Source organism: Pseudomonas sp. NPDC090755, from assembly GCF_044769005.1.
Classification (GTDB): Bacteria; Pseudomonadota; Gammaproteobacteria; order Pseudomonadales; family Pseudomonadaceae; genus Aquipseudomonas.
Map to the genome: position 1 here is coordinate 87,062 of NZ_JBIVXC010000008.1, position 23,476 is coordinate 110,537.

13 protein-coding genes are annotated in these 23,476 nt (G+C 65.2%); 3 read left to right on the plus strand and 10 right to left on the minus strand.

Annotated elements, in window-relative coordinates:
• Positions 1–268 precede the first annotated feature (268 nt).
• Together ACIQUS_RS14110 and ACIQUS_RS14115 are read left to right on the plus strand one after the other, a co-directional pair.
• On the plus strand, positions 269–7,786 hold the full coding sequence (locus ACIQUS_RS14110; protein WP_403047902.1) for an SDR family NAD(P)-dependent oxidoreductase: 7,518 nt from the start codon (positions 269–271) through the stop codon (positions 7,784–7,786).
• A 22-nt stretch (positions 7,787–7,808) separates the two neighbouring features.
• Entirely contained in the window at positions 7,809–9,158 is a 1,350-nt protein-coding gene (locus ACIQUS_RS14115) for an aminotransferase class I/II-fold pyridoxal phosphate-dependent enzyme (RefSeq protein WP_403047904.1), read from the plus strand.
• Between the two features lie 319 nt (positions 9,159–9,477).
• Here ACIQUS_RS14115 and ACIQUS_RS14120 read toward each other — a convergent pair whose 3' ends face one another.
• The 8 genes from ACIQUS_RS14120 to ACIQUS_RS14155 all read right to left on the minus strand — a co-directional run bounded on the left by ACIQUS_RS14120 (position 9,478) and on the right by ACIQUS_RS14155 (position 20,011).
• On the minus strand, positions 9,478–10,521 hold the full coding sequence (locus ACIQUS_RS14120) for a phytanoyl-CoA dioxygenase family protein (protein ID WP_403047906.1): 1,044 nt from the start codon (positions 10,519–10,521) through the stop codon (positions 9,478–9,480).
• 3 nt (positions 10,522–10,524) lie between these two features.
• The gene (locus ACIQUS_RS14125) at positions 10,525–12,651 is read right to left on the minus strand and encodes a capsular polysaccharide biosynthesis protein (protein ID WP_403047908.1); all 2,127 of its coding nucleotides are present in this window, start codon (positions 12,649–12,651) and stop codon (positions 10,525–10,527) included.
• Positions 12,648–13,226, minus strand: coding sequence for a GNAT family N-acetyltransferase (locus ACIQUS_RS14130; protein ID WP_403047910.1), 579 nt, complete (start codon positions 13,224–13,226; stop codon positions 12,648–12,650). The genes ACIQUS_RS14125 and ACIQUS_RS14130 overlap by 4 nt, the downstream gene beginning before the upstream one ends.
• Before the next feature lie 4 nt (positions 13,227–13,230).
• Positions 13,231–14,754 (minus strand): LTA synthase family protein, encoded by a 1,524-nt coding sequence (locus tag ACIQUS_RS14135; protein WP_403047912.1) that lies wholly within the window; start codon positions 14,752–14,754, stop codon positions 13,231–13,233.
• Positions 14,747–15,523: an SDR family NAD(P)-dependent oxidoreductase gene (locus ACIQUS_RS14140; RefSeq protein WP_403047914.1), complete on the minus strand. Its 777-nt coding sequence runs from the start codon at positions 15,521–15,523 to the stop codon at positions 14,747–14,749. Before ACIQUS_RS14140 ends, ACIQUS_RS14135 begins: the two co-directional genes overlap by 8 nt.
• Positions 15,520–16,836 (minus strand): capsule biosynthesis protein, encoded by a 1,317-nt coding sequence (locus ACIQUS_RS14145; RefSeq protein WP_403047916.1) that lies wholly within the window; start codon positions 16,834–16,836, stop codon positions 15,520–15,522. The genes ACIQUS_RS14140 and ACIQUS_RS14145 overlap by 4 nt, the downstream gene beginning before the upstream one ends.
• Positions 16,776–18,797 (minus strand): capsular polysaccharide biosynthesis protein, encoded by a 2,022-nt coding sequence (locus ACIQUS_RS14150; RefSeq protein ID WP_403047918.1) that lies wholly within the window; start codon positions 18,795–18,797, stop codon positions 16,776–16,778. The genes ACIQUS_RS14145 and ACIQUS_RS14150 overlap by 61 nt, the downstream gene beginning before the upstream one ends.
• Before the next feature lie 179 nt (positions 18,798–18,976).
• Positions 18,977–20,011 carry a phosphotransferase gene (locus tag ACIQUS_RS14155; protein ID WP_403047920.1) on the minus strand — a complete coding sequence of 345 codons (1,035 nt, stop codon included), beginning with the start codon at positions 20,009–20,011 and terminating at the stop codon, positions 18,977–18,979.
• A gap of 247 nt (positions 20,012–20,258) precedes the next feature.
• On the opposite strand from ACIQUS_RS14155, the gene ACIQUS_RS14160 reads away from it, so the two are divergent.
• A complete protein-coding gene (locus ACIQUS_RS14160; protein ID WP_403047922.1) occupies positions 20,259–21,191 on the plus strand; it encodes an SIS domain-containing protein in 933 nt (310 codons plus the stop codon).
• 62 nt (positions 21,192–21,253) lie between these two features.
• On the opposite strand, the gene kdsB is transcribed toward ACIQUS_RS14160, so the two are convergent.
• Both kdsB and kdsA read right to left on the minus strand, forming a co-directional pair.
• Entirely contained in the window at positions 21,254–22,540 is a 1,287-nt protein-coding gene (gene kdsB / locus ACIQUS_RS14165; protein ID WP_403047924.1) for a 3-deoxy-manno-octulosonate cytidylyltransferase, read from the minus strand.
• Between the two features lie 31 nt (positions 22,541–22,571).
• Positions 22,572–23,414, minus strand: a complete 843-nt coding sequence (kdsA, locus tag ACIQUS_RS14170; protein WP_403048047.1) for a 3-deoxy-8-phosphooctulonate synthase — start codon at positions 23,412–23,414, stop codon at positions 22,572–22,574.
• Between the last annotated feature and the right edge of the window lie 62 nt (positions 23,415–23,476).

The window sequence follows — 23,476 nt, forward strand, 5'->3', positions numbered from 1 at the left end:
ACCGCGTTCGGACATTCGCTCGCTGACCGCCGCTTGGGGTTTTCCCTTATCATCCAGACCGAGTATTATCCAATCAGATAAGTCTGAAGATGTTTCCTACGCGGCGTGCACGCCATACACCTTGCCTTGGCCTTGATGCCCGCAATGTGATCTCCAGCACCAAGCATGATCCACCGATGACGTTTAACGACTGCCAAAGTTGAATTGGCCAGGCTTGCCGGCTGTCCGCAGGATGGGACGGTGCCAGTGGTTCTTAAAGGAATAGGTTTTGACAAAGCGTAAACAGGTTGCAATTGTTGGTTGTTCTTTCCGTTTTCCTGGCTCCACCACCAGCAGTTTCTGGCAAAACCTGATGACCGGGCGCGACCTGGTGACCCAGGTCGACGCCTCGCGCTGGGAGCATGCCGAGTTTCTGCACCCGGACAAAGCCAACCCGGCCACCAGCTACACCTTCGCCGCTGGCAGCCTGGGCGATGTCAGTGCCTTCGATGCCGGGTTCTTCAATATCTCGCCGCGCGAAGCGGCGGTGATGGACCCGCAGCAACGCCTGTTGCTGGAAATGTGCTGGGAAACTTTCGAAAACGCCGGGGTCAAGCCGTCGAGCCTGCGGGGCAGCAACTGCGGCGTGTACCTGGGGATTGCCAGTGTCGAGCAGGCCTATCGCCTGGTCGAAGACATGGCCTCGATCGATGGCGCCACCGCCACCGGCAACACCATGAGCATCGCTGCCAACCGCCTGTCGTTCTTCTACGACCTGCGCGGTCCGAGCATGGCCATCGACACCGCCTGCTCGTCGTCGCTGGTGGCCTTTCACCAGGCCTGCCAGGCAATCCTCTGTGGCGACATCGACCAGGCCGTGACCGGTGGCATCAGCCTGCACATGCACCCGTTCGGTTTCATGATCTTCGCCAAGGCGTCGATGCTTTCACGCACCGGCCGCTGCCACAGCTTCGATCAGAGCGGTGATGGCTATGCCCGTTCCGAAGGCGGAGGCCTGTTCCTGCTCAAGGACTACGACCAGGCCCTGGCCGATGGCAACCCGATCCTGGCGGTGGTGGCGGCCAGTGCGGTCAATACCGATGGCCGCAAGTCCAGCCTGACCCTGCCCAACGCCGATGCCCAGGCCGCCTTGCTCAAGGGCGCCTATGCCAAGGCCGGCATCGACCCTGCACAACTCGATTACCTTGAAGCCCATGGCACCGGCACCGCGGTCGGCGACCCGGTCGAGACCCGCGCCATCGGTGAGGCCCTGGGCCAGGCCCGTGGCGCCGGTAATCCGCTGCCGATCGGCTCGATCAAGAGCAACCTCGGCCACCTGGAAGCCGCCTCCGGCGTTGCCGGCCTGATGAAGGCCCTCAACTGCCTGGCCGAGCGCAAGGTTCCGGCAACCATCGGTGTCGAAGCACTCAACCCGACGATCGACTTTGCCGACCTCAACCTGGATGTGGTCACCGAGCCGCGCGCGCTCAAGCCTGAAGGGCAACTGACGGTCGGTATCAACTCGTTCGGCTTTGGCGGCGCCAATGCCCACGTCATTTTGCAAAGCGCCGAACCGCAACCTGCGCCTGCTGCGCCAAACCAGGCGCGTCGGCTGCCGTTGCTGCTCAGCGCCAAGGACGCCGAAGGCCTGCGCGCCACGGCCGAGCGTTTTGCCGACTACCTGGCCGCGCATCCCCAGACCCGTTACTACGACGTCGCCTATCAGGCCATGTTCCGCCGTGATGCCCACCCGCATCGCCTGCTGTTGATCAGTGCCGATCCGGCCGAATCCGCCCAGGCCCTGGCCGACTATGCCCAGGACCCGAGCCTCAGCGAGCTGAGTTCGGTGCTTGAGGCCGGGCAGGCGCTGGACAAGGTCCAGGGCCCTGTCTTCGTCTATTCCGGCAACGGTTCGCAGTGGCAAGGCATGGGCCGGGCGATGCTCGGTCATCCACTGTTCGACGCCGCGGTCGCCGAGGTCGATGCGCTGTTCCAGCCGCTGGCGGGTTACTCGCTGCGTGCCGAACTGATGGGCGAGAACGGTGACGACCGCTATGCGCGTACTGAAATCGCCCAGCCGGCGCTGTTCGCGTTGCAGGTCGCCGTCACCCGTGTGCTGGCGGCGCAGGGCGTGCATCCCCAGGCGGTGATCGGCCACAGCGTTGGCGAAGTCGCCGCGGCCTGGGCCTGCGGTGCCCTGAGCCTGGAAGACGCCACCCAGGTGATTTTCCACCGCAGCCGCCTGCAGGGCCTGACCCGTGGCAATGGCCAGATGGCTGCCGTGGGCCTGTCGGGTGAAGACACCGCTGCGGTGCTGGTGGAACTTGGCCTGGACGGGCATCTGGTGATCGCTGGCGAAAACAGCGCCCGTGGCGCCACCGTGGCGGGCTGCATCGAAGCCTTGAGCGAGCTGGAGCAGGTGCTCGGCGAGCGCCAGGTCTTCGCCCGTCGCCTGGCCCTGGACTATGCCTTCCATTCGCCGGCCATGAACCCGATCGAACAGCAGGTCATCAGCGACCTTGCGCACATCCGCCCGCGCACCGGCCGTATTCCGTTCTACTCCACCGTGGTCGGCGGCGAGCTCGACGGCGAGCGCCTGGACAGCCGCTACTGGTGGCAGAACATCCGCCTGCCGGTGCTGTTCCAGGGCGCGATGGATACGCTGGTGGGGCAGGGCTTCAACCTGTTCGTCGAAGTCGGCCCACACCCGATCCTGCGCACCTACATCACCGATGCCCTGGCCCAGCGCGAGGTGACCGGCCAGGTGATCGCCACCTTGCTGCGCAAGGACCACAGCCCGGCATTGCTGGAGCGCTGCCTGGCCAAGTTGCTGATCGCCGGTGTCGAGCCGGACTGGCAGGCGCATTTCCCGGTGGCCGGCGCCAACCTGCGCCTGCCCAACTATGCGTGGCAGCGCGACCGCTTCCAGTTGCCGGTCAGCCCCGAGTCGTCCGGCCTGTTGCAGCGCGAGCGCGTGCATCCTTTGCTGGGCTATGCGCTGGCCGATCGGGCCCTGGCCTGGGAAAACCGCCTGGATACCCAACTGTTTCCGACCCTGGGCGACCACAAGGTGGGCGAGTCGGTGCTGTTCCCCGGTGCCGGCTTCACCGAGCTGGCCCTGGCCGTGGCCCTGCTGCACCAGCCGGGTGAGTTCGTCGACATCGAGGAGCTGGAAATTCACAACCCGCTGCTGCTCGGCAGCGAAGGCAGCAAGAAGATTCGTGTCACCGTCGAGGAAGCCGACGGCACCTTGCGCATCGTCTCGCGTACCCTGGCCCAGCGTGAAGAGTGGGTGCAGCACGTGGTGGCGCGCCTGCCCGGCGAGGCGCGCGGGGTGATGCTCGGCGGTCGTGCCCCGGCACTGCCGCACCGCCCGGCGGACTTCAACGCCGAGCAGCATCTGGCACTGACCGCAGCGGTCGGCCTGAACTACGGTCCGGCCTACCAGGCCGTCTCGGCCGTCTGGGTGGAGCCGGCGCGCATTCTGGCCCAATTGAGTGTGCCGGCCGCCATCAGCGCCGAGCTGGCGTCGCTGCACCTGCACCCGGCCTTGCTCGATGGTGCCTTCCAGTTGATCACCGAACTGCTGGTCAGCCAGCCGGGCCGCAACAAGGGCCTGGCGTTCATTCCGGTCAAGTTCGGGCGCATCGCATTTGCCCGCGACGGTGGTGTGCCGTGCCTGGCCGAAGTCTGCCAGCTCAAGCGCACCGAGCATTCGTTGCTGGTGGATTTCGTCCTGTACGACGCGAACGGCGAAGCGGTGCTGTGCATCAAGGAGGCGCGCTTCCGTGGCGTGCGCCTGCAGCGCGATCGCTCCGGCGACATCAAGCACCTGGCCCATGTCGGCGTCGCCGCGCCAGGTCAGGTCGTGCCGCTGCTGCGTGAAGCCCCGGTCGGCACGGCGCTGGCAAATCATCTGCAAGGCCTTGCCGATGAGCCGGTGCAGGTGCGCTACCTCAACGAGGTCGAGCCGCTGCTCGATGCCTTGTGTTCGAGTTTCATGCTCGACTTGATCGAGCAGACCGGTGGCCGCCTGAGTGCCGAACAGGTTGCCCTGTGGTCGCAGCAGGATGCAGTGCCGGGTGACTACCTGGCGACCTTGCTGCGCCATGGCCTGGAAGACGGCAGCCTGCGTCGTGATGACGAGGGTGGCTGGCAGCTTGCCGATGCAGGCGAGCGCCCGGCGTCCGAGGCGATCTGGCAGGAGCTGTTCCAGAGCTACCCGGAACATTTCCAGCTGATTCACTCGGTGGGCCGTATCGGTCGCCACCTGCAGGCGCTGCTCGACGGTCGCCAGGCACTTGAAGCACTACTGCCGCGGGAAACCAGCGGCGCCAGCCTGGCGCGCCTGGTGCTGGGCGCGGCCGGTCAGCAACGTCTGCTCGCCGGCCTGCGCCAGACCCTGGCCCAACGCCTGGATGCATTGCCGACCGGGCAACGCCTGCGGGTGCTGGAGCTCGGCTTTGGCGGGCCGTCCTTTGCCGAGTCGCTGTATGCCGCTGTCGATTTTGACCGGGTGGACTACAGCTACTGCGTGCAAGAGCCGGAACTGGCGCAGATGCTGCGTGACGAGTGCCCGGCGCTGGAAATCCTCGGTTTCGATCAACTGGCTGCTGCCGGTCGCTACGATTGGGTGCTGGTGCCGACTGACCTGGCGGCATTGGACAGCATTGGCGCTGCGCTGCGCCAGGTCTCGGTCCAGCTCAACCCCCATGGGCAACTGGCGTTGCTGGCGCAGTACCCGGCGCGCTGGGCCGATTTCGTCTTCGGTGCCCAGGCCGACTGGTGGCTGGCGGGTCCCGAGCAGGCCTTGTCGCGCCAGCAGCGTCCAGGCTTCTGGCAGCACGAACTGCAACGTCATGGCCTGACCTTGGTCCACACTCTGGAAGCCCTGCCAGGCAATGGCTGTGGCAGTTACCTGATGCTCGCTGGCAAGCCGGCGGACAGCGCTGCGCCGCTGGCACCGATCGTCTCTGAACACTGGGCCTTGCTGGCCGAGGCCGGGCAGGGCGCCGCCGAGCAATTGGCCCGTCGCCTGCGCGAGCAGGGCCAGCAGGTCAGCCTGCTGGTGCCAGGTGATGCCCGGTCGCTGGCGCAGCAGCTCGCTGCGCTGGATCAGCCGCCGCAGCAGCTCGTGCACCTGGCCGGCTTCGATACCGTCCAGGGCCTGGATGTCCAGGGCGAGCGCTGCATGCAGGCCGCAACCCTGGTCCAGGCATGCGAGTCGCTGGGCCTGACCCCGAACTGCTGGCTGCTGACCCGTGGCGCTGCCGCTCACCTGTACACCCGTGACAGCGCGCAGCCGGTGGATGCCATCGCCGACGCCGCGCTCTGGGGCTTTGGCCGGACCCTGGCGAACGAGTCCGCCAGTTGCCCGATCCGTCTGCTCGACCTGGCCCATGGCGCATCGATCGACAGCCTGGTTCCGGCCCTGCTGCACGCCGACGCTGAGACCGAAATGGCCATCAGCGCAGTCGGCTTGCGCTACGTGCCGCGCCTGCGCGTGCTGGCGGAGCAGGCACGCGCCGTTGACGCGGACGATCAGCGCATCAGCCTGGGCTTCGACCTGCCTGGCCAGTTGCGCAACCTGCGCTGGGAAGTGCGGGAGCCGCGCCTGCCGGCGGCGGATGAGCTGGATATCGCCGTACGGGCCACCGGCCTGAACTTCCGCGACGTGATGTTTGCCCTCGGCCTGTTGTCTGACGAAGCCATCGAGAACGGCTTCTCGGGCCCGACCCTGGGCTTTGAATTCTCCGGCGTGGTGCAGGGCAAGGGTGCCGAGGTGCTGGGCGATTTCGCCCCGGGCGATCGTGTGGTCGGTTTCGGCCCGTGCAGCTTTGCCAACCGCCTGGTGACCAACGCCAACGCTGTGGCGCGAATTCCCGACGGCATGTCGTTCGAAGCGGCGGCGACCATCCCCAGTACCTTCTTCACCGTCTATTACGCCCTGCATTACCTGGCGCGCCTGGAGCCGGGCGAGAAAGTGCTGATCCACGGCGCCGCCGGCGGCGTGGGTATCGCCGCGATCCAGGTGGCCAAATGGTGCGGCGCCGAGATCTACGCCACCGCCGGCAGCGACGAGAAGCGCGACTTCCTGCGTCTGCTCGGTGTCGACAAGGTGTTCGATTCGCGCTCCCTGGCCTATGCCGATGAAGTCCTGGCGATGACCGGCGGGCGTGGTGTCGACGTGGTGCTCAATTCCCTGGCGGGCGAAGCGATCAACCGTAACCTGCGGGTGCTCAAGCCGTTCGGTCGATTCCTTGAGCTGGGCAAGCGCGACTTCTACCAGAACACGCGCATCGGCCTGCGGCCGTTCCGCAACAACATCAGCTACTTCGGCATCGACGCCGACCAGTTGATGAGCGAGCGCCCGCAGCTGACCCGGCGCCTGTTCGGGCAGATGATGGCGTTGTTCGAGCAAGGCATCCTGCACCCGCTGCCGTTCCGCGAATTCGATGCCAACCAGGTAGTCGAGGCGTTCCGCTACATGCAGCAGGCGCGACAGATCGGCAAGATCGTGGTGACCTATGGCAACCCGATCGAGCAACGGGTGGACACCCGCGAGCAGCCGCAGCAGCACCTGCATCTCGAGGGTCAGGCCACCTACCTGGTCACCGGTGGCCTGGGTGGTTTCGGCCTGCGCACGGCCCAGTGGCTGGTGGACAAGGGCGCGCGGCACCTGGTGCTGCTCGGCCGTCGCGGCCCAGCCAGTGTCGAGGCGCAGCCGAGCCTGGCCGCCTGGCAGGCCCAGGGCATCGATGTGCAGGCGCTGGCCTGTGACATCACCGACCCGCAGCAACTGCGCACCGTGTTCGAACGCATCGCCGCCACGCCTTACCCGTTGCGCGGCCTGGTGCACGCCGCGACGGTGATCGACGACGGCCTGATCCGCAACCTCGATGCCGGCCAGCTGCAGCGTGTGCTGGAGCCCAAGGCCAAGGGCGCGCAGTACCTGCATGAACTGACCCACGGGCTGGCCCTGGACTTCTTCGTGATGTTCTCTTCGGCCACCACCCTGTTCGGCAACCCGGGCCAGGCCAACTACGTGGCGGCCAACCACTGGCTCGAAGCCCTGGCCCGCCATCGTCGCGCCCAGGGCCTGGCGGCCACGGCGGTGCTGTGGGGCGCCATCGACGATGTCGGCTTCCTGGCCCGCAACGAGCAGATCAAGGATGCCCTGCAAAGTCGCATGGGGGGTGCAGCGCTGCGCGCTGACGTGGCCCTGGCGCACCTGGAGCGGATGCTGCTGGCCGGCGACGACGGCATCGGCGTGCTGGAGCTGGAATGGAAAGCCTTGTCGCGCTTCCTGCCGAGTGCCGCCACCCCGCGCTTCCTCGAACTGGTCCGCGCCCACGGTGGCGAACAGGACGATGAGGGCGATGCCCAGGACATCCAGCGCCTGCTCGCCGAGCTGGACGATGAGCAGGTGCTGGAGCGTTTCGTCGAGCTGCTCAAGCATGAAGTCTGTGAAATCCTGCGCCTGCCGGCGGCCCGCCTGGACACCCAGCGGCCGTTGCAGGAGCTGGGACTGGACTCGCTGATGAGTGTCGAGTTGGTCGTGGCGCTGGAAGAGCGCTTCGGCATTCGCCTGCCGGTGATGGAGCTCAGCGAAAGCTCCAGCATCGACAAGCTCAGCGTGCGCATCCTGGAACTGCTGCGTGGTGAGGCGGCTGACGCCCCGGCGTCGGCGAGCCTGGCTGCGAACGTGCTGGCCCGCCATGGCAGCGAGCTGAGCCCTGAACAAATCGCCGAGCTGAACGCGGAACTTGCGGACACGGCTGCGGCCCCTGACCGTTTGATTGAATGATGTCTGACCGAGTGAATCTGCAATGACTGCAAAAACGCCCTCCGGCCTGAATGCCGGCATCAAGCAACGGCTGATCGAACAAGCCTTGCAACGCCGTCGTAGCGAGGCGGGCGACTCGGCCGGCGGCGCCACCCTGGAGCAAGTGCAACAGGCGTCGCTCAAGGTGCCGGAAGCCTTCTATCGCTTCGACCAGCACCCCGGTTACCAGCAGTTGCGGGTGATGCAGCAGGGCGCCGCACGCCTGGGCCTGGCCAACCCGTTCTTTCGTTTGCACCAGGGTACGGCGGGTGCCGAGACCCGGATTGGCGAGCGCGAGTATCTCAACTTCGCCAGCTACAACTACCTGGGTTACTCCGGCCACCCGCAGGTGGCCGAAGCGGCCAAGGCGGCGATCGATCGCTACGGCACTTCGGTGTCGGCCAGCCGCCCGGTCTCCGGTGACCGTCCGTTGCACCGTGAACTGGAGCGCGCCCTGGCCGACCTGTACGAGGTCGACGATGCGGTGGTGCTGGTCAGCGGCCATGCCACCAACGTCACCACCATTGGCTACCTGTTCGGCCCGCGCGACCTGGTGCTGCATGACGAACTGATTCACAACAGCGTGCTGCAGGGCATCCAGTTGTCCGGTGCACGGCGCCTGAGCTTTGCCCACAACGACTGGCAGGCGCTGGACCGTATCCTTGGCGAGCAGCGCCAGCACTTCGAGCGGGTGCTGGTGGTGGTAGAGGGTATCTACAGCATGGACGGCGACTACCCGGACCTGCCGCGCTTCGTCGAGCTCAAGCGCAAGCACAAGGTCTTCCTGATGGTCGACGAGGCACACTCGCTGGGCGTGATGGGCGCCACCGGCAAAGGCATCCGCGAGCATTTCGCCCTGGCCGGCGACGATGTGGACATCTGGATGGGCACCTTGAGCAAGACCCTGGCCAGTTGCGGTGGCTACATCGCCGGCAACACGGCGCTGATCGAGCACCTGAAGTTCCTTGCGCCGGGCTTTCTCTACAGTGTCGGCATGCCGCCTGCGGTGACCGCCTCGGCGCTGGCGGCCTTGCAGTGCATGGCCCATGACCAGGCACGGGTGCAGACCCTGCAGGCCCGTGGTGAACTGTTCCTGCGCCTGGCCAGGGCGGCCGGCCTGGACACCGCCACCAGCACCGGGCTGGCCGTGATTCCGGTGATCACCGGCAGTTCGTTCAAGGCCGGGCGTCTGTCCAGTGCGCTGTTCGAGCGCGGCATCAATGCCCAGCCGATCCTCTACCCGGCGGTGCCGGAGCACGCGGCGCGCGTGCGTTTCTTCGTGTCCTGCGAGCACACCGAAGCGCAGATCACCCGCACCGTGGCCATCGTCGCCGAAGAAATGGCGAGGTTGTAGAAACAACTGTCTTCGTGGGAGGCGGCGTCCATCGGTGTGGATACCGTCTTGCCCGTCACCACGCAGTCGATCGCAGGCTTCGCCAGCTCCCACAGGGGACGGTGGATACCGAACCCTTGTGGGAGCCGGCAACGCCGGCGATGGCCACTGAACGCCAATTCCCTGTAGCCGCTGCCGAGGAACGAGGCTGCGATCGACTGCAGAGCAGTCGCCATCAGCACACCTTGTTCCTTCTGACGCACGCAGCCGCCAGATTTTACGGCCGTTTCACGGCCGATCGCCGCCTGGCGGCAGCGGCTACACCATAGTGGCGCTTTGGTCAGATCCAGGGCTTTTCGTAGGCGTTGAGCCGGTCGATGAAACGCCAGTGGCTGCGTTTGTCGAAGCCCATCAGGCGCTTGAGGCGGATGTCCCAACGCATGTGATGATTGGCGATCCAGGGCAGGGCGAACAGGTGGGCACCTCGCCACGGGATGAACGGATTGCGCCGCAGGCTGGCGTAGATTTCCACCCGATGGCTGGGGTTCAGGCTCGGGCAGCGGGCATGGAAGCCCGACGTGTCGGCCACCACCAGGGTGTTGGCCGGTACCGCGAAACGCCGGGGTGCCGGCAGGCCCAGCCCGGCCAGTTGCTCTTCATGAATCCGGAATGAACCTTCACGGTGCATCTGCTCCGTCGAGCGCGCCGCGCCCAGGCTCTGTTGATATTCCCAGGCCAGGCGCTGCGGTGTCAGGCGATGGGAGCCGGGCACATAGCTGAATGGGCCCTGGTCGTCCGCCACGTCATCGAGGAACAGCCAGGCCTTGGCGGTCGGGTGGAAGGTGTCGGCATGCAGGCGGGTCTGTGGGTCCTGCTCGGCAGTGGCCTCATCGATCACGATCGATTGCAACTGGTAGGTGATGCCGCCGGTGTTGGACGAGGCATAGGCGATCAGGTCGCGCACGCCCTGGTCGGCGACGAAGGCGGCGCTGGCCGGGTTGTGCTCCAGTACATCCTGGTCGAGGCTGACGCGCCGGGTCACCGCCTTGCCCTGGCGCATCTCCCAGCCGCGGCTGCGCAGTTCACCCAACTCGGCACGCAGGGCGGCGAACTGTTCAGCGGGCAGGGCGTTCTTGCGGACGAAAAAGCCCTGTTCCTCGAAACTCGCCAGTTCCGTGGCGTCTATCCGTGGCGCCAGCGCCCGGCGGCGCAGGTTGGCCATGGCCATGGCCAGCTGGCGACGTTGTACGTGCAGGCCCAGGGCGTTGAGCCGGGCGCTGCCGATGACCGGGTTGTTCTCGAATGACTTGGCGTGCGTCAGCAACTGCAGGCAGTGCCAGGGCAATGCCGCATAACGGCCCAGATCCTTCAATGATGCAGGCATGGTCTAATCCTTCAGAGGGAGCGTTGCCCGAGCGTGGCCGAGCATGGTCCGGGTGTAATTGCGCAGCGGCAACAGGCGCGGATGGTGCACCAGGCGCTGCGGGCCAGAGGCAGACAAGCATGACAAGGCATGCCAGGCATCGCAGGGCAAGGCTTGCTGGGGGTCGGCATAGCGCGCATAGCGCAACAGGGCGCCGGCTACCAACTGGTCCAGGGTCAGGCGCCGGGTACGGCGCGGCAAGGGGTGGTGGTCGCGGGTCAAGCCCCAACCGGCATAGAAGGGCGTGCCATAGGTGACCACGGTCAGGCCGCGTAGCAAGGCTTCGAAACCCGAGGTGGAACTGAGGGTATGGACTTCGTCGACCTGGTCGTACAGGCGGGCGATGTCGGCACCGGGCAGCACCTGGTCGGCCAGCGCCAGCAGCCTGTCGTCGGTGACCGAGCCCTGGCGCTTGCCAGCCTCGACATCCGGGTGGGGCTTGTAGACGATCCAGGCGTCCGGGGCGCTGGCGCGTACCTGGGCGAGCAGTTCGAGGTTGTCGTGCAGGGCGCCGACGCTCAAACGCAGCGAGGCGTCGTCCTCGACCTGGCCGGGCACCAGGATCCGGCGCTGGCCGGGGCGGGCGGTCACTTGGCTGGCGGCATCGCTCTTGAGGTTGTACTTGCTCACACCCAGGGCCACGACCCGCTGGCGCAGCGCGGCGGCTTCGGCCAGGGTGGCGGCATCGAATGGCGCCTGTTCCAACAGGCGCTCCAGGTCGCTGGCGGTGCTGGCGTCGAAGTGCATGCCGTGGCGGTCGAGCACCAGCGACAGGGCCGGCGCGTTCAGGGCGCCCAGGCCGTTGGAGCGCAGGAAGCCATCTTCAACCCGCCACAGCGGCACCTTCAGGGCGGCGGCGCGGTCCTTGAGGTCGGCCGGTTCGCGGGCGGCCCAGACCAGCACCTTGCCACCCTTGGCGGCGACTTTGCTCAGCAGCGCCGGGCTGTCCACGGCGAAGTCCAGACGGCCCCAGCGGCTGCTGAAGAAGCGGCGGATATTGTGCTGCTTGTGACGCTTGACCCCCAGCACGGTGATGGGACCGGCGAACTCGGTATCGCGGGCTTTCTTGTTCGCCAGTTGCCGGGCCACGGTGAGGGCGTCGGTGAGTTGGCCGGTCAGTGGGTCGACGTAGCGGCAGTAGCGCAGGTAGGCCGCGGCCACCAGTTGCACCAGGTCCGGTCGCCCTTGGCGCCTGGGAATCGGCATGCGGTCGTCGGTCAGGCCCCAGCCGGCATAGAACGGCAGGCCGAAACAGGTGACCGGCACGCCCTGGATCAGGGCTTCGAGACCGGCCTGGCTGGTGCCGATATAGACCCGGCGCGCCCGCCGGGCCAGAGAAGCCCAGGACACCGGCCGCGACTCCAGGGTGACGCCACGGGCGGTGGCCGCCGCCAGCAGGCAACTGGGTTTGTGCCCACCGACGCAGTCGGGGTGAATGCGCACCCGCACCTCGGCGTCCGGGTTTTCCGCCAGGGCCGCATCGAGCATGCGCACGTAGTCGGCTTCACACAGGCCGCCACCGGGAATCGAGTAGTCGCCGGCGGTCTGGTCCACCACCAGCACCAGCGGCCGCTCGCGACCCAGTGGGTCGTCGGCGGACAGGTCCGGCACGTTGTTGTACTTGCCGATGCCGCTGCTGCGCATCAGGGCGATCAGCTGGCGGGCGTGGTCCAGCTCGCCGGGGCTGAGAGCGTCCGGATCCTGCAGGATGTTTTCCAGTAGCGAAGGGCGATCGGCCAGGTAATGAATGCCCACCGGATCGATCACCAGCGACATCGGCGTGTCGCCTTCCACACCCAGCGACGAAGAGCGCAGAAAGCCGTCCTCGATGGCGATATAGGGCAGGCCCCACCGTTGGCACAACACCCGGGCTGGCGCCGAGGAATCCTTGTAGCCGATCCCGGCAATCGCTTTCAGGCCCGCCGGCGCCTTGCGCCCGCGTCGCCACAACCAGAACGGCTGGCCTTCGGGCTGGAGGAACTGCGGCAGGTGCAGGACCTTCCACGCCACCCACTGGGACATGATGCCGATCCAGCCCGGGCCGGGTACCAGGGGTTGCAGGTCGATCGCAGGTGCGTCGCGGTGGTTCACAGCGCAGGCTCCGCTCGCCGGTGCATGCTGCGCACGGGCGGGAAGGGCACCCAGCGCTTGCGCAGCAGACGAAAACCATTGTGCAGGTACAGGTCGCGGGCGCGCTGATTGTCCAGCGGTACTTCCAGGTACACGTCCTTGAAGCCGTCCTGTGCGGCATGGGCGCAGCAGGCCTGCACCAGGGCCGAACCGACGCCCTTGTTGCGCGCGCTCTTGTTCACCCGCAGCCCGTACAACAGGAACGAATATCGCCACTCGCGGTACTCGCTCAGGCAGAACGCGGCAAAGCGCAGCCAGCCCTGGAACCGGCCGAACTCCTCGACGAAGGGTTGTGCACGCAGGGCGAAGGGGCCGCGCAGGTGATGCTTGAAGGCGACATAGCCCAGCGCCTGGTCCTCCTCGAAGGCCAGCAGTACCCGGTCCCAGTGAATGCTGTTGCCCAGCAGGCGCTGGCGACAGGCGGTGTCGCCGAGGATGAAAGCCAGCGAGCCGCGGCCCTGGGTCACCACGCGCGACAGCGCAGGGTCGGCAGTGCGTTCCGGCGCCAGGCTCGAGCCGAGCACGATCTTCAGCACGGTATCAGGCTACCCCGGCGACGGCGGCGGGCGTGCGCAGGTCCGTGGCGCAGCTCAGCAGATGGCTGGACAAGGCCTCGACCCGCAGCGGGCAAGGACGGGCATCCTGCTTGCGACGGTTCGACCAGATCAGGTAGTCGGTATCGCCGGCCGGCGCACCGATGGCCTGGTAGACATCGGGCAGGATAGGAACATGGTCGCCAAAGAAACACAGCAGCGCCTCGCGAGGATGGTCGAGCAAGGTAGCGCGCAGCTTGCCCAGCATGCAGTCGGCGTTGGCGATATGGCGCAGGTAGGGGGCCAGGTCGTCCATGCCGGCCAGCAGCGGGCGGTCGAACCAGGTGGGCAGCTCGTCCGTTTCCACCTGTTCCAGGTGCAGCGGGCCGTGGTTTTCCATGGTCACCGCATGGATGAACAGTGGCTGCTGGCGGGCCGGGTCCTTAAGCAGTTCGCCGATCTTGTCGGCCACGGCGCAATCGCCAATGAACGGTCCGGCTTTTTGCCCGGCGTTGAAACTGCGCACATCGATGAATTCATCGAACCCCAGTGCCGGCAGCACTTTGTTCCGACCATAGAAACTGCCGTCGTAAGGGTGGATGCAGATCGTGCGATAGCCCAGGGACTTGAGGTGCGCGGCAATGCTTGGCAAACCCTGGCGCGCCAGGACCCGATAGGGATTGAAACGGTGCACGCCGAGGCGCTCGCCCGGGATGCCGGTGAGGTAGGCGAATTCGGTACGGACCGTGTTGGCGCCCCAGGCGGCTACCTGCAGCTTGCCCCGGGCCAGGGCTTCGCCGGCCAGGCGGTCGTACTCGCCGAGAACGTCGCGCCTGACCCCGGGCCACAGGTCGCGCACATCGAAGAACGATTCGCTCTGTACCGATACCAGGTCGGGCAGGGGCTCACCCAACGGGGTTGCCGCGGGTGCGGCGAAGGGCGAGCCCAGCGCGCTGCGATCGACCTTGGCACGGGCAGCCCAGAAGTAACGCCACAGGCTGGCAGCCAGCCCCCAGCGACGGATATCGGCCGCGGCATCGAAGCTTGGGGTGTCGCGGCGATGGCCGAGCTTCAACAGCAGCATGCCGGCCAGGCCCAGCCACAACGCATCGAGGCGCGCGCTGGCAGCCGGCAGCTCGAAACTCAGCCCGGCCCACAGGTAGGCGACGAACCCGGCCGCCAGTACCGCCGCCTTGCCGAAGCCGAAGAACGGCAGGTACAGGCGCGGAAAGCGCACCGCATCGCTGAAGTACTCGAAGTCGGCACACACGAACGGCTCGCGCAACGAATGGTACTTGGCATTGCTGACCATCACGATCAGCAGCCACACCAGCAGCACATTGACGCCGCTGAACAGCGGGCGTGCGGTCAGCCCGTACAGCAACGCCAGGCTGACGCACCAGGCGCCGGCGTGCAGCCACCAGCAACTCAAGGGGCGGCGCAGCGCCGGGCGGGGGACCAGCAAGCGTTCGATCAGCACGGTGAGCAGCAGGCCGAACACACCGACCTGGAGGATGGACAATTCACTCACTGTAATTCAGACCACGCAGGATGAACGAAGAAAGACGTTGTGGAATCACCCCCAGCAACCAGGTGCCAAGGTTCAGCGGGAAGGGGAAGCTGATGCGCGCCTGGTTGGCTGCCAAGCCGCGCTTGATGCGTCGGGCGGCTTTTTCGGCAGTCCACAGGAAGGGTTTGGGGCCGGGCATTTCGAAGCACATTTTCGACTCGACATAGCCGGGCACGATCACGTTGAGCTTCACCCCCTGGGGTGCCAGCCAGTCACGCATCGCCTCGCCGTAGACGCGGATCGCCGCCTTGCTGGCGCTGTAGGTGGGTGTCACCGGCAGGCCGCGCCAGCCGGCCAGCGAGCTGAACAGGGCGATCTGGCCTTCGCCGCGGGCGCGCATGGCCGGCAGCGCCGCGTCGACCGTGGCCAGCGCCGCAGTGACGTTGACGTCCAGCAGGGCGCGACTGTCGTCCCAGCACTCCGGCTCGCCATTGCTGCCCACCGCCGTATTGAGCCCGGCACCGACCAGCACCAGGTCCGGTTGCTCGGCCTCGCTGACCCGGCGGACCATCGCCCGCAAGGCCTCCAGGTCACGCACGTCCAGTGCTTCGAGCAGCACCCGGGCGCCAAGGGCGCGGCATTCGCTGGCCATCTCTTCCAGGCGCTCGAGGCGCCGGCCCTGCAGGATCAAGGTCACCCCGGGAGCCGCGTAGGCGGGCGCCAGGGCGCCGCCGATACCGCCGGTGGCGCCGGTGATGAGGATGCAGCGGGGCGTAGAACGGTGGGTCATAGGTAGTTTTCGATTCTTGATTTTTTTGCCAGCAATACGTCCAGGCAATTGTTCACGGCCATGTCGATGCCGCAGCGGGTATAGAAGCCGCCATTGACTTGGGTGGTGTGGATGACGGTGTTGCGAAAATGATGGAACAGGCCCATGTCCGGGGCTTGCGGATGCTGCCAGAAATCGTCGAGGCTGCCTTGGTGGGTCAGCCCGGGCATGGCGTAGATCGGCTCGGCCAGGGTGAAGGTCGGACGCTTGTGCAGCAATGCCGAGGCTCCGGCGGTGCTGTTGACCGTGATCATCCCGGCAATGTGCGAAAGCAGCGTCGGCATGTGCCCGCTGGCGAGATAATCGACCCGGTCGCTGACCCCGTACTGCTGCGCCAGTGCCTGGGTAATGCGCTTGTAGTTCACCAGGCCCGGGCTCAGCGGATGGTTCTTCACCAGCAGCCGCGCCGAGGTCGGTGCATGGGCGGCGAACGAGGCGATGACATGGTCGATGACTTCGAACATGTTGGCGAAGGGCGAGTGATCCTTGATCTGCGAATCGCTGTCCAGTTGCAGCGGCAGCAGGAAGGCCGGGCGCTTCTCCCGTGCCACTTCGGCCACCAGGGCATCGTCGCGACGCGCGGCCAGCAGCAGGCGCACGCCCTGGCGGATGAAACCTGCGTACTCCTTGGCTGCGCTATAGGGTGCATGGGTGCGGTAATGCGGGAAGCACAGTGTGTTCAGTGCGCCGCCGCTGTGATAAAGCACATCATGGGCGGCGCGGGCAGCGAAGGACAGTTTGAACGGCGTGCCATTGCCATAGCGCTCGATGTGCTTGCCGACTTCGCGGTACCAGGCCGGGTCACGGGGCAACAGGGAGTTGTTGTTGACGCCGTCACGTTCCAGCGTGATCCAATAAGGGCGGAAATAGCCCTCTTCGAATACATGCACGCGAATGCCCAGTTGCCGGGCCAGAGTCACGGCAGGGCGATGCACCGGGCGGCAGTCGCCGAACAGCACGACATCGGTGATGCCGAGGTCGTTGAAGCGCTGGCGATAGAAGTCTTCCAGCTCGTGCGCACGCGCCGAAAAGAGGCTGCGAGTCCCCGAGCTGTACAGCACGTCACCGACGTTGAAATTGATCCGGTGCACACGTTGATCGCGCGCGCGCAGGGCTTTGGCCAGCCGGTCGAAGAACGGCGAGCTGACCCCCTGCAAGAACAGAAAACTGTTGCGGCCGCAGGGTGGAAGAGGGCATTCCGGTGCCCGCGCTGTCAGTTTTTCGGGCGACGGATGCCCAACAAACTGCTCAAGCGCTCTATCAAGTCCTGCCATCTGGATGTTGCTCCTGACTGCGGTAACGCGTGCCAATTCTGTAATTCGTAAAGGGTCTGTTCAGCCGTGGTAAAGCGATTGGTGATGCGGCTGACGTAGGTCGGGTACAACAGCAAGGTGCCTGCCACCAGTTGATCCAGGCACAGTGTCCGTGAGCGCCTGGCCTGAACGTGCGAGTGCAGGTCAAGGTCGCGGGTCAGGCCCCAGCCGGCATAGAACGGCTGGCCGTAGGTGGTCACAGGAACGCCGCGCAACAAGGCTTCAAAGCCAGATTGGGAAGTCAGTACATGGACCTCGTCGACGCTCTCCAGCAGCTGCTGGAAGGGGCTGTCGCCGATGATTTCGTCGCACCACTGCACGGTCTGTGCTTCGTCGGCGCCTTGCGCGCGGGTGCCGGCCAGCACCTCCGGGTGCGGCTTGTACAGCAGCCAGGCATCCGGGTTGCGCTCACGCACGGCCTGGAGCAATTGCAGGTTGCTGTGAATGCGATGGGCGCCGAAGCGGATCGAGGCGTCATCTTCCACCTGGCCGGTGACCAGGATCACCCGTTGCGCCTGGGGCGGTCGCTGCCAGCTGCTGCCGGGCAGGTTGTACTTGGTCAGGCCGGCGCGGCAGATCGCCAGGCGCAGGGCCCGGGCCCGGTCCAGCAGCGCCTGGTCGAAGGGGGCGGTGAGCAGGATGCGTTCCAGGCGCGAGGTGCGTGTGGCGTCGTAATAGATGCCGAGGTCATCGACCACCCAGGAAAGCGGACGTGCCTTGCCTGCACCAAGACCGACCGAGCGCAGGAAGCCATCCTCGACTCGATTGATCGTTTGCGAATGGGCCGCCAGCTGCGCATCGTGCTTGCAGCCCCAGGACACCACGGGCAGGCCCTGGCTCAGTGGTTGCTCGGGTTTGACGAAGTGGATGGCGCTGCCGTCGAAGAACAGCTTGACCAGTGGTTCCTTCCAGCGGCTGAAGCCCAGCATCTGGACGGCGCCCGGCAGGGCACTGCGATGGCGACGCTGCAGGCCGAGCCAGTGCATCAGTACTTCCGGCTCGCAAGGCTGGCCGCGCTCGGGGCAGACATAGCGTGGATAGCGCACCAGGCTGGCATGGATCAACTGTGCAAGGCTTGCCGGCTGACGCCGCGAAGGTGGCGGCAGGCGGTCATCGGTCAGGCCCCAGCCGGCATAGAACGGCATGCCCCAGGTGTGCACCGGTACATTCCACAACAGCGCATCGAAGCCCAACTGCGAGGTCATCACATGGACAGCGCGCATGCGTGGCAGCAGCTCGGCCGGATGAACATTGCGGGCCAGCACCTGCACCCGTGGATGACCCGCCAGCGCCGCCAGGTCGAAATGCCCGCGCTTGCGGCCCGCCACTACGTCCGGGTGGACCTTGAGCAGCACGGTGCTGGTGGGATAGCGCGCCAGGGCGGCATCGAGCATGGCCTTGAAATCGGCGGGGCCGGCGCCTTGCAGCGAGGCGTCGGCGCAGGTCTGGTCGGCCACCAGCACACAGTCGGCGGGCAGCTCCAGTGCTTCGATGCGTGCGTCGTTGTACTTGGAGACCCGCTGTTGTTGCCACAACTGTTGCAGCGCCAGGGCGCGTTCGCTTTCGCTGGCGGTCAGCGGTGTGGCAATCAACTGCTCCAGGCGCGACGGCGCACTGGCGTCGTAGTAAATACCGACATCATCGACGATCAGCGACAGCGGCGGGTCATCGGCGCCCAGGCCCACGGAGCGCAGGAAGCCGTCCTCGAGGGTCAGGATTGGTCGCTGGCTGCTGGCGGCCTCGGCCATGGCCTTGATTGCGCTGGGCTTGCGTCCCCAGGCCATCACCCAGTCGGCGTCGTTCACATCGCGCACAGTGCCGTTGTGCAGCGCGAAATCGGGCAGCAGCGAGGGCAGGGTGGCTATGCGTTGAGCGCCTTTGGAGAGGATCAGCAAACGCGGGCGAGGAGCAACATCATCCATGAACGAGAAGCGAAAATCCGTTTAAGTGCGTGACTGCGCCAAGGCGGCTCCTGTGGAACATGCCGATGGAAAAAGTTGGCGCGCAAAGATCCACACATATTAACAATTGGCCGGCTGAATTTGTGGATAAATATGTGCGTCAGATCAGATATTTCCTACGCTCGGTTGTTGTGCCCGCTTCAGAGCAAGCCGAGCAGGTAGTCGTACTTCTGCCGAAGCAGCGGCATGCGTTGCTTTTCCTGGTACTCGCCGATGGTCTCCGGACGCAGGCAATGGAACAGCGCCGTGAGCAGGAACATGTAGTTCAGGTTGCGCAGCGCCTCATCCGGGTCGAAATGCGCAGGCAGGGCAGCCCGATAGGCTTCCAGGAACTGTGCCTGGGCAGCGAGGAACACCGGCATGTCCTTGCGCCGGAACAGGCTGCCCAGATAAGCGCCACCGTCGAACCCCACCCGACCGACCTTGACTTCGCTCCAGTCGATCAACTGCAACCGGCCATTGTCGACGAACAGGTTCTTGCGCAGGTAATCCATGTGGCTGATGCAGCGCGGGCTTTGGCGGGCGGCCGATGCCAGCCGGGTCAGTAGCGGCTCGAACCCCTTGAAAGCCTCGGCCAGACCGGTGAAGCGCTCATCGCTGTCTGCCAGGCGCTGCAACTCAGGCAGGCAGCGGGCATAGTTGAAACGCGGGCGTAGCAGGAACCAGGGTCGGAAGAAGTCCATGCTCCAGAACAGCGCGGCCTTGTGCCAGGGCTGGCTGTGCAAGTAGCGGTGGCTACGGTCTTCCTGTTCGGCAATGCCGAGCGCCAACTGCTTGGCAATGGCCTGCATGCGTGGCGGCTTGCCGCGTACGAACTCTGTGAAAATCAGGCTTTCCCAAGGGGTTTCGACGACGCCCAGGCACGCCGGGTAGTGAAACTGCTCGCTGCCCAGCAGCATGTCCTGGATGCGGTGAAAACGTGCTTCCTGGCTGCCGATGAAGCCCAGCTTGCGAATGGATTTCTCCACCAGCTCGAATGGCTCCCCGGTGCTGGGGTCGAGCAGTCGATGGTGGCGCACATAATTGACGAACGAAGCGTTGGCGTTCAGGTCCTGGCTGGTGATGGCCAGGGGTTTGTCGCCCCAATGAGGCAACAAGGCGCGAAGGTGGTCTTCCAGGTGACCGTGTTGCCAGCGGTAAAGTGTTCTGCAGCCTTGCAGGGGGTGTAGATCCATGTTCATAACTTCAACTTAGGCAAGTGCCGTACGTCCGATTTGTAGCGGTTTCGGTAACAATATGCTGCGTCATACAGCTCGGCGGTACAACGAAAAGTTTATGCCGATGGCCGTGGTTGACGGGGTGGGTGCGAAAAATGCGCTTGAACTGCCACTCCAAAGGCAAAGCGACTTTGCTAAATGTTGCAAAAACCTTAAAATTCGCCCTCGATTATCACGCTGTTTTTTCAAGGACGAATGTCAAACGATGAATCACCTCGCTATTGCCAAAGAAGCCCTGATCGCTCAGGCCCAGGCTGTCACCCAGCTGTCTGACCGCCTGAATGGCGAATTCCAGCAGGCCGTCGAACTCATCCTCGGCTGCCAGGGCCGCACCGTGGTGTGCGGCATGGGCAAGTCCGGCCTGATCGGGCAAAAAATGGTGGCCACCTTCGCCTCCACCGGCACCCCAAGTTTCTTCCTGCACCCGGCCGAAGCCTTCCACGGCGACCTGGGCATGCTCAAGCCCATCGATGTGCTGATCCTGATCAGCTACAGCGGTGAGACCGAAGAGCTGATCAAGCTGATTCCGAGCCTGAAGTCCTTCGGCAACAAGATCATCGCCATGACCGGCAATGGCAAGTCGACCCTGGCCAAGCATGCCGACATCTGGCTGGACATCTCGGTCGAGCGCGAAGTGTGCCCGAACAACCTGGCACCGACCACCTCGACCCTGGCCACCATGGCCATGGGCGATGCCCTGGCAGTAGCCCTGATCGAAGCCATCCAGTTCAAGCCGATGGACTTCGCCCGCTACCACCCCGGCGGCAGCCTGGGCCGCAAACTGCTGACCCGCGTCAGCGATGTCATGCACTCGCCGGCACCGGTCGTGACCCCGGCCACCAGCTTCCACGACTGCCTGCTGGTCATGACCCAGAGCCGCATGGGCCTGACCGTGGTCATGGACCAGGACAAGCTGGTCGGTATCGTCACCGACGGCGACCTGCGCCGCGCCCTGTTGGAGGACGAAGGCATCATTCACGCGACCGTCGCCCAGTTCATGACTGCCAACCCGCACACCATCAAGGCCGATGCCCAGTTGTCGGAAGCTGAAGCCTACATGCTCGACAACAAGATCCGTGCCCTGGCCGTGACCAATCAGGACAATGCGGTTGTGGGTGTGGTCGAGATTTTCGACTGATTCACCTGCCTGTGCATGAAAAATAACGGGGCCTTACAACGGCCCCGTTTTTTCATGCAAGTTTACTGCGCCATCTTGGCCATGACCTGCGCATAACCGGCCGCGGTGCCCAGTACCGCCTCCTTGCCCTGAGCAAACAGGATGGCATCTGCCACTTCACGGAAGGCGCCAGTACCGCCAGCAGCATTGAGCACATGGGTGGCTGCTGCTTTGACATACACCGGCGCATCCGCTACCGCGAATGACTGCGCGCAGGCCGCGAACGCCGGCAGGTCGATGCAGTCGTCACCGATGCAGGCCGTTTGCGCGGCGCTGACCCCGGCTTCGGCCATCAGCTGGTTGCAGGCGGCCTGCTTGTCCTTGACGCCGAACTGGCAGAGGGTGATGCCCAGGTCGGCCACGCGCTTGCGCAAGGTGGCCGAATCGCGACCCGACAGCACGGCAACGCGCACACCGTTTTCTTCCAGCAGGCGCATGCCCATACCGTCGCGGACGTGGAAGCGTTTCAGGCATTCACCGCTGGCGTCGTAGTAGATGCCGCCGTCGGTCAATACGCCATCGACATCGGTGATAACCAGGCGAATGTCCTTCAGCGTCGGCTGCGGGGCAGGGGCCTGGCCGCTCATCAGGGCGCGCACCTGCTCCAGGCACTCGGGTGTATCCACGCCCGGGCCGGTTGGCTCCACCTGATAGGCGCGAATGCAGTAACCGGCGGCCATCAAGCGCAGTTGCTCAAGTTTTTCTGCATGCTCGAGCATCGGTTGCGGCAGGCTGCTGTAGTCGGCCAGCACTTCGCGACGATAACCGTATACGCCCACGTGCTTGAGGTAGTGGGCCACCTCGCCATCGCGTGGGTAGGGGATCGGCGAGCGGCTGAAGTACAGCGCGTTGCCGTTGTTGCCCAACACCACTTTCACCGTGTTGGGGTTGCCGGCTTCGTGGCTGTCGATCGGGTGGCACAAGGTGCCGACCTTCACGCTGGCGTCGGCGAGCATGCCGGCGGCCAGGGCCTCGATGTCTGCCGGGCGCACCAGCGGCTCGTCGCCTTGCAGGTTGATGTAGATGTCCGCCTCGACCTGGGCCATGACTTCCGCCAGGCGGTCGGTGCCGGACGGATGATCCGGCGAGGTCATCACGCATTCGCCGCCGAAACCGCGTACGGCCTGGGCAACGCGCTCGTCATCGGTAGCGATCACCACCACCTGGGCGTTGGCGACTTGCAGGGCACGCTCGTACACGTGCTGCACCATTGGCTTGCCGGCAATGTCGGCCAGTGGCTTGCCCGGCAGGCGGGTGGAGCCGTAGCGGGCCGGAATGACGATCGCAACCCGTTGTTCTGTGCTTGCCATCTTCACAATCCTTGCTTTGAGACGTACGGGTTCAGCGAATGTTCAGTGGTGGGAACGACTTGACCAGATCGTCCAGTGCCTTGATCTGCGCGAGGAACGGCTCCAGCTGATCCAGCGGCAGGGCGCTCGGGCCGTCGCACTTGGCCTGATCCGGGTTCGGGTGTGCTTCCAGGAACAGACCGGCCAGGCCAACGCCCATGCCGGCACGGGCCAGCTCGACCACCTGCTCGCGACGACCACCGGAAGCGGCGCCGGACGGGTCGCGCTGTTGCAGGGCGTGGGTCACGTCGAAAATGATCGGCAGGTCTTCGCAGGTGCGCTTCATCACGCCGAAGCCGAGCATGTCCACCACCAGGTTGTCGTAACCCAGGCAGGTACCGCGGTCGCAAAGGATCAGTTGGTCGTTACCGGCTTCCTTGAACTTGTGCACGATGTTCTGCACTTGCGAAGGGCTCAGGAACTGAGGCTTCTTGATATTCACCGGCTTGCCGGTCTTGGCCAGGGCCATGACCAGGTCGGTTTGACGCGCCAGGAATGCAGGCAGCTGCAGTACATCGACCACTTCGGCAACCGGTGCGGCCTGGTAGATCTCATGCACGTCGGTGATCACCGGAACACCGAACTCGGCCTTCACCTTCTCGAAAATGCGCAGGCCTTCTTCCATGCCCGGACCGCGATAGGAGTGGATCGAGGAACGGTTGGCCTTGTCGAAGCTCGCCTTGAATACGTAAGGGATGCCCAGCTTCTCGGTGACGCGCACGTACTCGGCGCAGGCGGTCAGGGCCAGGTCCAGGGATTCAAGGACGTTAACGCCGCCGAAGAGGACGAAGGGGGCGGTGTTGGAGCATTCGATGGTTGGGGTGATTTTCAAGATCTATAGTCCATTTCAGAAAATGTGTGACGCGTTCATTCCGCAAGTAATTTTAATGGGTTTTG

Coding starts and splice junctions, on each gene's coding strand:
- ACIQUS_RS14115 (WP_403047904.1), top strand. CDS start 7,809: ATGACTGCAAAAACGCCCTCCGGCCTGAATGCCGGCATCAAGCAACGG.
- ACIQUS_RS14120 (WP_403047906.1), bottom strand. CDS start 10,521: ATGCCTGCATCATTGAAGGATCTGGGCCGTTATGCGGCATTGCCCTGG.
- ACIQUS_RS14140 (WP_403047914.1), bottom strand. CDS start 15,523: ATGACCCACCGTTCTACGCCCCGCTGCATCCTCATCACCGGCGCCACC.
- ACIQUS_RS14145 (WP_403047916.1), bottom strand. CDS start 16,836: ATGGCAGGACTTGATAGAGCGCTTGAGCAGTTTGTTGGGCATCCGTCG.
- ACIQUS_RS14150 (WP_403047918.1), bottom strand. CDS start 18,797: ATGGATGATGTTGCTCCTCGCCCGCGTTTGCTGATCCTCTCCAAAGGC.
- ACIQUS_RS14155 (WP_403047920.1), bottom strand. CDS start 20,011: ATGGATCTACACCCCCTGCAAGGCTGCAGAACACTTTACCGCTGGCAA.
- ACIQUS_RS14160 (WP_403047922.1), top strand. CDS start 20,259: ATGAATCACCTCGCTATTGCCAAAGAAGCCCTGATCGCTCAGGCCCAG.
- kdsB (WP_403047924.1), bottom strand. CDS start 22,540: ATGGCAAGCACAGAACAACGGGTTGCGATCGTCATTCCGGCCCGCTAC.